The sequence below is a fragment of the Mycobacterium sp. Dal123C01 genome (assembly GCF_052566995.1).
Genome location: NZ_CP199580.1, coordinates 3654449 through 3668121 on the forward strand (window position 1 = coordinate 3654449; position 13673 = coordinate 3668121).

Genomic DNA, 13673 nt, shown 5'->3' on the forward strand with positions numbered 1-13673 from the left:
CGAAGGGTACGTTGGCGGCCATGACATCGCTGCAGGGCAAAGTCGTTCTCATCACGGGGGGTGCCCGGGGAATCGGTGCGGAAGTCGCCCACCGGCTGCACAACAAGGGCGCCAAACTCGTGCTGACCGATCTCGATAAGAGCGCGCTGGCCACGCTGGCCGCCGAACTCGGCGGCGACGAGCAGGTGCTGACCGTGGTCGCCGACGTGCGCGATCTGCCTTCCATGCAGGCCGCCGCCGATCAGGCCGTCGAACGCTTCGGCGGTATCGATGTCGTCGTGGCCAACGCCGGCATCTCCAGCTACGGTTCGGTGCTGCGGGTCGATCCGGAGGCGTTCAAGCGGGTGCTGGACGTCAACCTGCTCGGCGTCTTTCACACGGCGCGGGCCACGCTGCCGGCCCTGATCGACCGGCGTGGTTATCTGCTGATCGTCTCGTCGTTGGCGGCGTTCACGGCGGCTCCGGGGATGGCGGCCTACGACGTGTCGAAGGCCGGCAACGAGCATCTGGCCCATGCGCTGCGATTGGAGGTCGGGCATCTCGGCGTCGGCGTCGGTGTGGCGCACATGTCGTGGATCGACACCGCCCTGGTCCGTGACACCAAGTCCGACCTGCCCTCGTTCGGCGACCTGCTGAAGAGGCTGCCGTGGCCGTTGAACAAGACCACCTCGGTGGACAGCTGCGCGACTGCCTTTGTCAAGGGCATCGAGGGCCGTAAGGACCGGATTTACTGTCCGCGCTGGGTGGTCGCGTTCCGCTGGCTCAAGCCCGTGTTGTCCACCTCCGTCGGTGAATTTACGGTTCGCCGCGCCACCGTGACCGTGATGCCCCAGATGGACGCCGAAGTCGCTGCGCTTGGCCGCTCCACCAGCGCCTACAACCAGGAGCTGGACCACCAGGCCTAGCCGGCGCGGGTGGTCGCTACCCGCTTGCGCACCAGGAACCAACCGCCCAACAGCGCCGGCCCGATGACCACCAGCGATGCCACGGTATACGTGCCGATCGGTCTATCGAACGCCATCAGCACCACAATGCAGGCCAAGAACGCCAAGGTGACGTAGCCGCTGTACGGGGTGAACGGCATTTGGAATCGTGGGCGTTGCATCGTCCCGGCTTGTGTCAGCTTGTAAAACCGAAGCTGACACAACACGATCGTGGCCCAGGATGCGACGATGCCCAAAGCCGCGTCGCTGAGCACGATTTCGAAGGCTTCACCGGGGTTGAAGGCATTGAGCGCGATACCGCCGAGGCAGATGACGGCGGTCATGGCGATTCCGCCATACGGCACACCACGTTTCGTCATCCGCATGGCGAACTTGGGGCCGCTGCCGGCCATCGCCAGTGAGTGCATGACCCGGCCGGTCGAGTAGAGGCCCGCATTCAGGCTCGACAGCGCGGCAGTGATGACCACGATGTTCATCAGGTCGCCGGCGCCGTGGAAGCCGATCTTCGAGAAAAACGTGACGAACGGGCTTTCACCGGCTTTGAAGGCGGTGTAGGGCAGCAGCAGCGCCAGCAGCGCCACTGACCCGACGTAGAACACCGCGATGCGGGCGATCACGGAATTGATCGCCCGCGGCATGATCTTTTCCGGCTCTGCGGTCTCACCGGCGGCGATGCCCACCAATTCGACACCGGCATAAGCGAATACCACTCCCGAGGCCGTCACCGCGAGCGCTATCACACCGGTCGGGAACAGACCGCCATGGGCGGCCCATATCCCGGGTCCGGTGTCATGCCCTTCGATCTGGAATCGCCCGGCCAGGAACACAATTCCCACGACCAGGAATGTGATGAGGGCGAAAACCTTGATCAGCGCCGCCCAAAACTCCAGCTCGCCGAACCAGGCTACGGAGATCAAGTTCATCGACAGCACCACCACCAGGGCGATGAGCGCAAGCAGCCACTGCGGGGCTGCCCCGAAGGTCGTCCAATGGTGCAAGTAGGTGGCGATTGCGGTGGTATCGACGATCGAGGTCATCGCCCAGTTCAGGAAATACATCCAGCCGACCACGAAGGCGGCCTTCTCGCCGAAGAATTCGCGCGCGTAGGAGACGAACGAGCCCGACGTCGGACGATGCAGCACCAACTCGCCCAAGGCGCGCAGTATCAGGAAGACGAAGATGCCGCACACGGCGTACACCAGGAACAGCCCGGGTCCGGCCTTGACCAGCCGAGCGCCGGCGCCGAGGAACAGGCCGGTTCCGATCGCGCCACCGATCGCGATCATCTGAAGCTGCCGGGGCTTGAGGCCCTTGTGATAGCCGGCGTCCTCGTTGAAAGGTTCCGACGTGTGCGGATCGGGTTCAGGCGTTTCAGGCAGGGCGGTCATGGGGGTCCAATCGTCGTTGTTCACCCAACCCGCGGGGTCGCCCCGAATCGCCACGATCGGGGTCTGTTAATCCGGTTGGTTTGCCAGCGATCTTTTCGTAGTCGGCCCGGGACGGCAACAGGACAAGCTGCTCGGTCAGCGCCCGAATCCGGGGCGGCGGCGGCGCAGATACCGCTCGAACTCGGCGGCCAGCGCGTCGCCGTCGATCTTGCCCAGGGCTTCGTTCACGTCGACCTCGGCGTCGCCGCGTTGTTCCAGCGACACCACGTATTCGGCCAGGTCCTCGTCCTCGGTGGCCATCTCGGTGACGGCCTGCTCCCACTCCTCGGCCTGGGCCGGTAAATCGGCCAGCGGAACCTCGATGTCGAGCACGTCTTCGACGCGGCGTAGCAGCGCCACCGTTGCCTTCGGATTCGGCGGGTGCGACACGTAGTGCGGCACCGCGGCCCAGAACGTCACCGCCGGGATCCCGGCGCCCACGCAGGCATCCTGGAACACCCCGGCGATCCCGGTCGGTCCCTCGTAGCGCGTCTCCTGCAGACCGAAACGTTCCGCCGACTCGGGGGAATAGGCCGCGCCCGACACCGGCACCGGCCGCGTGTGTGGGGTGTCGGCCAGCAGCGCACCGAGGATCACGACGGTGTCGACGTTGAGCTTGTCGGCGATGGCCACCAGTTCGGCGCAAAACGTGCGCCAGCGCATGTTCGGCTCCACCCCGTGCATCAACACGATGTCGCGGTCGCTGCCGGGTGGCCGACAGTGGGTGATCCGCATCGCCGGCCACACCAGTTCGCGGGTGACCCCGTCGACTTGGCGGATGACCGGGCGGTTCACCTGGTAGTCGTAGTAGGCCTCGTCGTCGATCTCCACGATCGGATGGGCTTCCCAGATGGCATCCAGGTGTTCCAGCGCATCGCTGGCCGCGTCACCGGCGTCATTCCAGCCCTCAAACGCCGCCACGACGATGGTGTTGTGGAGTTCGGGCAGCGCAGAGGCTTGCGGGCCACGATCGGGCGGAGTCACAGATTCAGCCTAAGGCCTGCCCGCCACGCAGCGACCCCCCGCCGCGCGGCGGGGAGCTCGTCGAACCAGCACACCAGGGCATTTGCATAGGACGACTATCCTTGTGGCGTGACCGCTGCTAGCGACTACGACACGGACATCCTCGACACTTTGGCGCGGGGTGTCGTGGTTGGCGACGGCGCGATGGGCACTCAGCTGCAGGCCGCGAATCTCACGCTGGACGACTTCAGCAACCGGCGTGGACGCGGTCGAGACGAAATACGTTCGGCCGCAATCGAGGTCGAGCTAGGCGTCCACACGTCAGGTGACGACGTAGACTTTTCTGGTCGAGAGGCGTTGCAACGGACATTTTGGGGGGCCTGGGCCCTCCCTGGTATCCGCCACGCTCGGCAGAGTAAAGGACGCCTTCCGTTACGGAAGGAACGCACGTGAACGCCTTAGAGCCGAACATCCGCCCCGACTGCACCGACGAGCTGACGGCAACTCTCGGCCAGCGGATCATGGTGATCGACGGCGCGATGGGCACGGCGATCCAACGGGACCGGCCGGATGAGGCGGGTTATCGCGGCGACCGGTTCACGGAGTGGCCGACCGCTCTGCAGGGCAACAACGACCTGCTCACCCTGACGCAGCCGCAGATCATCGAGGGGATTCACCGGGAGTACCTCGAAGCGGGTGCCGACATCCTGGAGACCAACACGTTCAACGCGAACGCGATCTCGCTCTCCGACTACGACATGGCGGAGCTGAGCTACGAGCTGAACTATGCCGGTGCTGCCCTGGCGCGGGCGGCCGCCGACGAGTTCAGCACCCCGGAGAAGCCCCGGTACGTCGCCGGCGCCCTCGGGCCGACGACACGGACCGCGTCGATCTCGCCGGACGTCAACGACCCTGGGGCCCGCAACGTCTCCTACGACCAACTGGTCGCCGCCTACCTCGAGGCTGCCAACGGCCTGGTCGACGGTGGTGCTGACCTGATCATCATCGAGACGATCTTCGACTCGCTGAACTCCAAGGCCGCGGTGTTCGCCGTCGAGACGCTGTTTGAGGAGCGCGGACGCCGCTGGCCGGTGATCATCTCGGGCACCATCACCGATGCTTCGGGGCGGACGTTGTCCGGTCAGGTCACCGAAGCGTTCTGGAACGCGATCAGGCACGCCAAACCGATCGCGGTCGGCCTCAACTGCGCGCTGGGCGCGCCGGAGATGAGGCCCTACATCGCCGAGGTGGCGCGGATCGCGGACACGTTCGTCTCCTGCTATCCGAACGCCGGTCTGCCCAACGCCTTCGGCGAGTACGACGAGTCCCCGGAGGCTCAGGCCGGCTACATCAAAGAGTTCGCCGAGGCCGGCCTGGTCAACCTGGTCGGTGGCTGCTGCGGAACGACGCCGGCGCACATCGCCGAGATCGCCAAGGTCGTCGAGGGTGTTCCGCAGCGCGAGGTGCCGGAGATCCCGGTGGCCACCCGGCTCTCTGGCCTGGAGCCGCTCAACATCAATGACGATTCGCTGTTCGTGAACATCGGTGAACGCACCAACATCACCGGGTCCGCCCGGTTCCGCAACCTGATCAAGGCCGAGGACTACGACAGCGCGCTGTCGGTCGCCCTGCAGCAGGTCGAGGTCGGTGCGCAGGTCATCGACATCAACATGGACGAGGGCATGATCGACGGCATCGCCGCGATGGACCGGTTCACCAAGCTGATCGCCGCCGAGCCGGATATCAGCCGCGTCCCGGTGATGATCGACTCCTCGAAGTGGGACGTCATCGAGGCGGGCCTGAAGAACGTACAGGGCAAGCCGATCGTCAACTCGATCTCCATGAAGGAGGGCGAGGAGAAGTTCATCCGGGAGGCACGGCTGTGCCGCAAGTACGGCGCCGCCGTCGTCGTGATGGCCTTCGACGAGCAGGGGCAGGCCGACAACCTGGAGCGCCGCAAGGAGATCTGCGGGCGCGCCTACCGGATCTTGACCGAAGAGGTCGGCTTCCCGGCCGAGGACATCATCTTCGACCCGAACTGCTTCGCGCTGGCGACCGGTATCGAGGAGCACGCGACGTACGGGATCGACTTCATCGAGGCCTGCAGCTGGATCAAGGAGAACCTTCCCGGGGTGCACATCTCCGGCGGTATCTCGAACGTGTCGTTCTCGTTCCGGGGCAACAACCCTGTCCGCGAGGCGATCCACGCGGTGTTCCTGTTCCATGCCATCAAGGCCGGTCTGGACATGGGCATCGTCAATGCCGGTGCGCTGGTGCCCTACGACTCGATCGACCCCGAGCTGCGGGACCGGATCGAGGACGTCGTCCTGAACCGTCGCGAGGATGCGGCTGAGCGGCTCCTCGAGATCGCCGAACGGTTCAACAGCGCCGAGAAGGCCGACGATCCGGTGGCAGCCGAGTGGCGCAGCCTCCCGGTCCGGGAGCGGATCACGCATGCCCTGGTCAAGGGCATCGACGCCGACGTCGATGCGGACACCGAGGAATTGCGGGCCGAGATCGAGGGCGCCGGAGGGCGGCCGATCGAGGTGATCGAGGGCCCGCTGATGGACGGCATGAACGTCGTCGGTGACCTCTTCGGCGCAGGCAAGATGTTCCTTCCCCAGGTCGTGAAGTCGGCCCGGGTGATGAAGAAGGCGGTGGCCTACCTGCTGCCGTACATCGAGGCGGAGAAGGAGCAGAACGGCACCGCCGCGAGCAAGGACACCAACGGCACGATCATCATGGCGACCGTCAAGGGCGACGTCCACGACATCGGCAAGAACATCGTCGGGGTCGTCCTGCAGTGCAACAACTACGAGGTGATCGACCTCGGTGTGATGGTGCCTGCCCAGAAGATCCTGGACGCGGCCAAGGAGCACAACGCCGACATCATCGGGCTGTCCGGCCTGATCACCCCGTCCCTGGACGAGATGGTCAACTTCGCCGTCGAGATGGAGCGTCAGGGGCTGGAGATCCCGCTGCTGATCGGTGGGGCGACCACCTCGCGCGCCCACACGGCAGTGAAGGTGTCGCCGCGCCGCAGCGGTCCGGTGGTCTGGGTCAAGGATGCGTCCCGATCGGTGCCGGTCGCCGCGGCGCTCCTCGACGACAAGCAGCGTCCAGCCCTGCTGGAGGCCACCGAGACCGACTATGCAGCCCTGCGCGAACGGCACGCCCAGAAGAACGAGCGGCCGATGCTGACGCTGGAGAAGGCCCGCGCGAACCGGACGCCGATCGAGTGGGATGGCTACACGCCGCCGGCGCCCGCCCAGGGCCTCGGCGTGCGGGAGTTCCTGAACTACGACCTTGCCGAGCTGCGCGAATACATCGACTGGCAGCCGTTCTTCAACGCCTGGGAGATGAAGGGCAGGTTCCCCGACATCCTCAACAACCCGGTCTCGGGCGAGACCGCCCGCAAGCTCTACGACGAAGCCCAGGAGATGCTCGACACCCTGATCAAGGAGAAGTGGCTGACTGCCAACGGGGTGATCGGGTTCTTCCCGGCGAACGCGGTCGGCGATGACGTCGAGGTCTACACCGACGAGAGCCGCACCGAGGTGCTGACCAAATTGCACAACCTGCGCCAGCAGGGCGAGCACCGGGCCGGCATCCCGAACCGGAGCCTCGGCGACTACATCGCGCCCAAGGACACCGGTCTGGCTGACTACGTCGGCGCCTTCGCCGTCACCACGGGGCTCGGCAGCCAGGACAAGATCGTCGAGTTCAAGGCAGCCAACGACGACTACAGCGCGATCCTGCTGGAGTCGCTCGCCGACCGGCTGGCAGAGTCGTTCGCCGAAAGGATGCACCAACGGGTCCGCAAAGAGTTCTGGGGGTTCCAGCCTGACGAGCAGCTCGACAACGAGGCGCTCATCGGGGAGAAGTACGTGGGAATCCGGCCTGCCCCCGGCTACCCGGCCTGCCCCGAGCACACCGAGAAGGCGACGCTCTGGGAGTTGATGGACGTCCAGGAGCGGACCGGCATCGAGCTGACCGAGTCGATGGCGATGTGGCCCGGTGCGGCCGTCAGCGGCTGGTATTTCTCGCATCCGCAGTCGCAGTATTTCGTGGTCGGCCGAGTGTCCCAGGACCAGGTCGCCGACTACGCGAAGCGCAAGGGCTGGACCCTGAAGGAGGCCGAGCGCTGGCTCGGTCCCAACCTCGCCTACAACCCGGAGGACTGAGCCGTACGGCTGCCGTCCCGGCAGGGTCGCCGACTAGATGCGCAGGACCGGACCGAGGGCCGAGAGCGGGATGTGAGCCTGGACGGTGCCGCCGTCCATGTACCACTGCGGGAGGCCGGGCGAGAAGTTGATCGGCTCGTCGTGGCCAACGGGATAATCCGGCATGTAGATGATCAGCTCGTCGGGAGTTAGTGCCCACGCCTTGTATGCGCCGGAGTAGACCTTGTCGGGAGTCCAGCGGTCGATGACAAACGGGTAGCTTCCCGGGTCGTGTGGTGGCGGTGCTTGATTGAGCGCGGTTTCGATGAAGGGCTGCGCCAACGGCGGGATGGCGGTCAGCGGATTCGACGTCGTCAGATCCGACAGCTGCACCCGCCTGCCGCTGGCCATGTCGAACGTGAAGGTCCGGTAGGCGTTGTTGGGCTGAGGGCCGTTGGCGTGGTAGTCCTCATGGAACACCGCGCTCAGCAGGTTGCCGTGCTGGAAGATTTGGTAGTTCTCCTCGCCATAGCTGTCGGCGGCCATGTGCGCGTTGGCGTTACGCCAGTTGTTGACCAGGGTGTGCAGGTAGTCGCGCACCACGCCGCTGGTGGCCGGGTTGTCGATGAGCTCGCCGGGCAGTGCGACCTTGATGTCGCGGACGGCGTTGCGTTCCGACGTCACCGAGGTGTGGCAGTACTGGCCGTCCCAGTCGCCCCCGAGCTCGCCGCAGAACGACGGGGCTGACGCGCGTGCGGTGACCGTGCTGGGAAGTGTTGCCGCGACGGCCAATATGACCGTCGCGATGAGCCTTGGCATCACAGCAACTGAACCTTGCTGGCCCGCCAGCGACCGTCGACCTTCTCCATCGTCATCTTGATTCTGCTGCGGTCGATGCGTGGGTCGGGTGCCGCCGAGTTCGCCACGGTCTGGTCGATAAAGACCAGCACCACAACCTTATTCGTGGATTCGGATTGAATGGCCGAGTCGATGACCACGCCGTGCGCACTCGCCTTGTTGTCGATCAGCAATTGCCGAAGCTGCACGCTGGACTGCGTGTACATGTCCTTGAACTCACCGGTCGCGCCGTCGAGCACCTGCCTGAAGTTCTCGTCGACCTTGTTCGCGTCGATGCTCGTCAGCACTTGCGCGTAGGCGACGGCGGCTTGTTGGGCCTGTTGGCCGGCCAGCTTGACTTGATGCTCTTGCCACTGCTTCCACCCGAGGAAGCCGGAAACGGCAAGTGAGGCAATGAGTAACAGCGGAAGGACGCTGCGCCGAAGGTATTGGCGCCAGGGCCGCTTCGGGCGCTGTGCTTTGGTGCGCTTGCTTTTGAGCAGCACATTGTCTTCGTCGTCCTCGTCTTCGTCGTCCCCGTCGGTCGCTTCGTCACCGTCGTCGGCGGCCGCCGCGTCGACCTCCTCGGAGTCGTCGACCGGTGTCTCATCGGCGGCGGCATCGTCGGTTGTGGCTTCGGGTGTTTCGTCTTCCACTTCGGGGTCCTTCTTGGCTGTCACGACCATCATCATCTCCCTCCTTGGCTACGTGCGGACTTTTGACCTCTAGTGCGGCGGGTCGATCGGCAATGCCGGCCCGCCATAGGGGGTGGGAATTGTGAAGCGGCCGTTCGGTGTCGGATCGGTTCGGCGGCCCAGGTTCGCCCCGGGCGGTGGGCCGGCGGTGTCGTCGCCGCCGGGTCGCGGCGCGTTCTTGGCTCCGCGGATCGAGACGGCCGGGTCGTCGTCGCGGCAGTAGGTGTACATGAATGGCTCGTAGTAGTCGGCGGATGACGGTGGATGCGCGGGCGTCCCGTAGTCGCACACGTAGCGGGGATAGAGGTCGGCGATCGCCCAGACCCCGTTGTCGTGAAAGGCGCTTGACACCGCGTCCAGCACCGAGCCGCGGTAATCGGGAAACAGTGCGTTCAGCGCCGGCACCCGCAGGTAGAGCAGCTGCGACATGGTGGCCATGCTGCCCAGCAACTGCACCATGGTGTCGGAATTATCGGAGAACAAGTTGTCGACCGCTGACAGCGTGCGCGGCGTCTGTGCGGTCAACCGACGGTAGCCGGCCTGCATTCGGGCAACACCGGACAGCGTGTGGCTGAGTTCGGTTGCGGTGGCGGCCAGTCCAGTGTTTTTGTCGCTGGCCAGGGTGAGTACCACCCGGCTGGTCTTGATGATGCTGGTGGTCTGGGGGAGCACCGAATCAAGCGTCGACAGCAGGAAGGTTCCGCCGTCGACGATCGCGGCCAGTTTCGCCGGTCCCTCCTTGCTCATGCTCAGTTCCTTCTTGATCAGCTCGACCTTGCGCGGGTCGACCTGCGCCAGCAACCCGTCGGCGTCACCGAGTAACTTCGCCAAGCTGACCGGGACGGTTGTGTGGGCCACGGTGATCAGGCTGCCGTCGTGGAGATACGGCCCGGCGTCGGATTCGGCTTCGAAGTTGATGTATTGCTCGCCGGCCGGTGATAACGCCGACACGTGCACGACGCTGTTGGCCGGGATCCGCACCTTCGACGCGATGTTGGCGATGGCGTTGACTCCGGTGTCGGTGATCTGCAGCGACTCGACCCGGCCAATTCGCACACCGCGCAACGACACATCCTGATTGGGCAGCAGGCCACCGGATTCCGGCAACTGCACGGTGACCCGGTAGGACGACGCGAACGGTGTCACCCGTAGCGCGCCGATCAGTAGATAGGCGGTCCCCACCACCAGGGTCAGCACCAATCCGGCCACCGAGAGCCAGACCTGTTGGCGGTGAGCGGCCCGCACCGCGCGGACCACCGCGTTGGCGACGTCGTTGATCATGGCGGCGGTCCCGGCGCCGGCGGGGGAGGACCGGGGGCGACATCGATTTGCCCCGGGATATTCGGGTCCGGAATAACGGGAACCTGCGGCGAGTTCGGTCCCCGCCCGACCACGCGTTCTTGCAGACGCCACAGGGTGTACTTCAGGGTGCCGACGAGAAGGTTCATGTTGTAGTGGTGTGGTCCGTGCAGCCCGATGTCGCCCGGATATCCGATGTCGGGAAGGGATCCGAGTATCAGTTTGTCCACGCCCACGTGCACCGAAATCGCGCTTCCCGAAGTCGATTTGACCAACGGGGGAATCATCCGGTTCAACGCGTAAAGGCTGGTATCCGGGCTGACGGCAACGTCATTGGCGGCACCGGCGATCGTGTTCAGGTCGCGGATCACGCTTCGTCCGCTGGTGTCGGTGCCGCCGATCGACGGGAACCTGGCCAGCAACCGCGCGGTGTCGCCGGCCTGTACGGCCAGATTGGACAGCTCGGTGGTGTTGTCGGCCAGCGTCGCGGTGGCGGGCCTGGCCGCGGTCATCAGGTCGGTGATGGTGGCGTCTTTGGCATCGAGTTGGTCCGCCAGACGCGACAATTGGGTCAACGCGGTCGAGATCTGGTCGGACCTGGTGTCGAGCGTTCCGACCAGCTGGTTGGACTTGCGGATCAACTCGCCGAACGCCTGGCCCTGGTCGCCGGTGGCCTTACCGAAACCGTTGATGATGTTGGTAAAATTGCGCACCGCCCCGCCGTTCACCAGGATCGCTGCCGAGCTGAGTACCGACTCCACGGTGGCGGCGGCCGCCGTGGAGTCCAGGCCGATGGTGTCGCCGTTGTGCAGCATCGGATCGTCCGCGGGATCATTGGCGGGGGGCTTGAGTGCGACGAACACGTCGCCCAGTGGTGTGGCGGTGCGCAATTCGGCGGTACTGCCCCGCGGCAGCAGCACACCGCTTCTGATGCGCAGCGTGGTGACCGCGGTGTAGTTGCGTGCGACCATCGATTCGACCTGCCCGACGTCGGCGCCGGCGAGTTTCACCTTGGCGTTCATCGGAAGGTTGAGCGCGTTGGAGAACACGGCGGCCAGCAGGTAGCCCCCCGAGCCCAGCTCTGGCGTCGGAAGCGGAAGGCTGGCAAGACCATTCGTGGCGCATCCCGAAGAAATCACCACCGCGGCCGTGATCGCGGCGGCAGCCTTCGCACGTGCGCAGATCATTTCTGCCCCATCGCGGCCATGCCGTCCAGCACATAGGTCAACCCGAAATCCGGTCCGAAATCCTGGATTGTTCCCGTGCTACATCCGAGTTGCCGAAGGCCCATCAAGTTACAGATCTCTTTGGTGTATTGGCTGTCGAAGACCAATCGGTCGGTGAGGAAACGGGCACGCACGGCGCCGTTGGCCCGGTCGACCATGTTGTAGGCGTTGTCAGCCAGCATCGGTGCCACATCGAGCAGTTCGGCGAGGTCTCGCCGCTTGTCGGTCACCGTCTTCAACGTGGAGTTGCCGTTGAGCAGCGCCTGCTTGAAGGTATCGCGGTTGGCGTCGAGCAGGTCGCCGGCCCGTTGGATCAGCTGGTCGAATCTTCTTCCGGTATTGCCGCTCCCGATGTCCTCGTCGGCCATGATCTGGCTGACTTGGTGGATGGTGGAGGCGAATTCGCGCAGCTTGCCGTCATTGGCCGCCACCGCATCGAACAGCGTGCTGATGTTTTTGACGATCGTGGTGATCTGCTCGCGGGTCTGGGCGCCGCCGTCGCTGGATAGGCGCAGCGCTTTGGACAGTTCGTCAAGCGCCGATTTGATCTGCCCGCCATTGCCTTCGACGACCTTGGTGCCGTTGTTGAGCACGTCGGCGACCGGGCCGCCGCCATGGCCGTCCCCCCCGAGCGACTTGGTCACGCGATCGAGCACGTTGAGCACGCGGCTGAATTCGACGGGCGTCTTGGTCCGGGTCAAGCCGATGGTGTCGTGGTTTTCCAGTACCGCACCGCCGCGGTAAGGCGGGGTGAGCTCGATCTGCCGGTCGGTGAGGATCGAGGTGGACACCGTGACGGCTTGCGCGGTGGCGGGAACCTTGACGTGGCGATCGACGGTGAACTCGACTTCGACGTAGCCGCCCTTGGCATTGATCTTGGTGATCGTGCCGACCGGCATTCCCAGCACCGCGACCACATTTCCCTCGTAAAGTCCGGAGGCGCTGTCGAATTGGGCCGTCACCGTGATGGTGTCCTCATCAGGCGCCAGATACCACCAGCCGGTGCCGACTGCCGTGGCCATCAGGACCACCAGGGCGGCGCTGATGGCCACCGCCTTGGACCTGAGCTTGGATGCCGTCACTTGCAGTCCTTGAAGTATTCGATCATGCCGAACTGCTTGGCGCGGCCGCTGATTGCGCACATCCACGAGTCGACGAGCGGGACGTTGTTGGCGTTGAAGTTGACCGCGTTGCCGTCGCCGGTGAGGTTGGCCGCCTCACGGAAGAAGATCGGGCTGATTTGCAGCATGTTGGCCAGCAGGTCGTCGTGTTGAGCCATCATGCCGGTGAAGTCGCGGATGTCTGCGATCAGCGAATCCAAACCTGACCGGTCGTTGACCACGAGCTGGCTCATGGTGTCGACAAGGCTGGTCAGGGATTGCATCATGGCGTGGAAAACGGCTCGCCGCGCCACGAATTGGCCCAGCAGGTCCTGGCCCTGGTTGATGAGATTGCCGATGCCGGCTTGCTGGCGCCGCAATGTGTTGGTCACCCGTTCGGTGCTTCCCAGCAGCTGGCCCAGTTGGTCACGGCGCACCGCAATGATGGACGACAGCGAGTGGACGTTTTTCATTGCCTGCGGCACTACCGCGGGCAACCCCTCGAGCTGCTTGCCCAGCACCGCAAGGGACTGCGCGAACCTGTCGGAATCAACCTGCTCGAAAGTCGTGGTGGCATCCTGCAATGCCGATTGCAGATCGTAGGGAACCTCGGTATGCGACAAGTCAAAAGTGTTGTGGGGAAGCGAGGCCGAGCCGTTGGGCTCCAGTGCCAGATAACGCGAGCCCAGGATGGTGGTGACCTTGATCTTGGCGCGAGAATCCTTGCCCAGCACGATATTGTCGCGAATCTTCAGCCCGGCTTCGACGTGATCGCCATCGAGCTTCATGCTGGTCACGTCGCCCACCGGAATGCCCGCGATCACCACCGGGTTCCCGGGGCGCAGCGAGGCCGCTTGCAGAAACTCCGCGGTGTAGTGCCGGTATCCGGCGCCGAGCGCATGCACAGCCAGCATGGCTCCGATCACCACCGCAACCACCGCGACGGCGATAAACCCGAGCCACGTCTTGTGGTAACTCTCCAGCGGACGCTTCTTCATCCCCGAAAGTCGAAGCCAAAC

At 64.8% G+C, this 13673-nt stretch carries 10 protein-coding genes and 1 pseudogene; 3 read left to right on the top strand and 8 right to left on the bottom strand.

The features are described from left to right. Positions 1–20: 20 nt before the first annotated feature. Entirely contained in the window at positions 21–905 is an 885-nt protein-coding gene (locus ACTXG5_RS17270) for an SDR family oxidoreductase (RefSeq protein WP_445159954.1), read from the top strand. Here ACTXG5_RS17270 and ACTXG5_RS17275 read toward each other — a convergent pair. Further along, positions 902–2332 carry an amino acid permease gene (locus ACTXG5_RS17275; RefSeq protein WP_445159955.1) on the bottom strand — a complete coding sequence of 477 codons (1431 nt, stop codon included), beginning with the start codon at positions 2330–2332 and terminating at the stop codon, positions 902–904. The genes ACTXG5_RS17270 and ACTXG5_RS17275 overlap by 4 nt on opposite strands. A 135-nt stretch (positions 2333–2467) precedes the next feature. Beyond that, positions 2468–3355, bottom strand: a complete 888-nt coding sequence (locus ACTXG5_RS17280; RefSeq protein WP_445159956.1) for a PAC2 family protein — start codon at positions 3353–3355, stop codon at positions 2468–2470. Positions 3356–3463: 108 nt separating this feature from the next. Between ACTXG5_RS17280 and ACTXG5_RS17285 the strand changes: the two are divergent. Both ACTXG5_RS17285 and metH read left to right on the top strand, forming a co-directional pair. Continuing rightward, positions 3464–3598, top strand: a pseudogene (locus ACTXG5_RS17285) (hypothetical protein); the annotation flags it as partial. Between the two features lie 257 nt (positions 3599–3855). Beyond that, positions 3856–7518 carry a methionine synthase gene (gene metH / locus ACTXG5_RS17290; RefSeq protein ID WP_445164471.1) on the top strand — a complete coding sequence of 1221 codons (3663 nt, stop codon included), beginning with the start codon at positions 3856–3858 and terminating at the stop codon, positions 7516–7518. 33 nt (positions 7519–7551) lie between these two features. Here metH and ACTXG5_RS17295 read toward each other — a convergent pair whose 3' ends face one another. From ACTXG5_RS17295 to ACTXG5_RS17320, 6 genes are read right to left on the bottom strand one after another with little or no spacing between them, the layout of a single operon-like run. Next, positions 7552–8316, bottom strand: coding sequence for a mannan-binding family protein (locus ACTXG5_RS17295; RefSeq protein WP_445159957.1), 765 nt, complete (start codon positions 8314–8316; stop codon positions 7552–7554). After that, positions 8316–9026, bottom strand: coding sequence for a tetratricopeptide repeat protein (locus tag ACTXG5_RS17300; protein WP_445159958.1), 711 nt, complete (start codon positions 9024–9026; stop codon positions 8316–8318). Before ACTXG5_RS17300 ends, ACTXG5_RS17295 begins: the two co-directional genes overlap by 1 nt. A gap of 33 nt (positions 9027–9059) precedes the next feature. Continuing rightward, entirely contained in the window at positions 9060–10310 is a 1251-nt protein-coding gene (locus ACTXG5_RS17305) for an MlaD family protein (RefSeq protein WP_445159959.1), read from the bottom strand. Beyond that, positions 10307–11515 carry an MlaD family protein gene (locus ACTXG5_RS17310; RefSeq protein ID WP_445159960.1) on the bottom strand — a complete coding sequence of 403 codons (1209 nt, stop codon included), beginning with the start codon at positions 11513–11515 and terminating at the stop codon, positions 10307–10309. Before ACTXG5_RS17310 ends, ACTXG5_RS17305 begins: the two co-directional genes overlap by 4 nt. After that, positions 11512–12636: an MCE family protein gene (locus tag ACTXG5_RS17315; RefSeq protein WP_445159961.1), complete on the bottom strand. Its 1125-nt coding sequence runs from the start codon at positions 12634–12636 to the stop codon at positions 11512–11514. The genes ACTXG5_RS17310 and ACTXG5_RS17315 overlap by 4 nt, the downstream gene beginning before the upstream one ends. Then, entirely contained in the window at positions 12633–13652 is a 1020-nt protein-coding gene (locus ACTXG5_RS17320; protein ID WP_445164472.1) for an MCE family protein, read from the bottom strand. Before ACTXG5_RS17320 ends, ACTXG5_RS17315 begins: the two co-directional genes overlap by 4 nt. Positions 13653–13673: the final 21 nt, after the last annotated feature.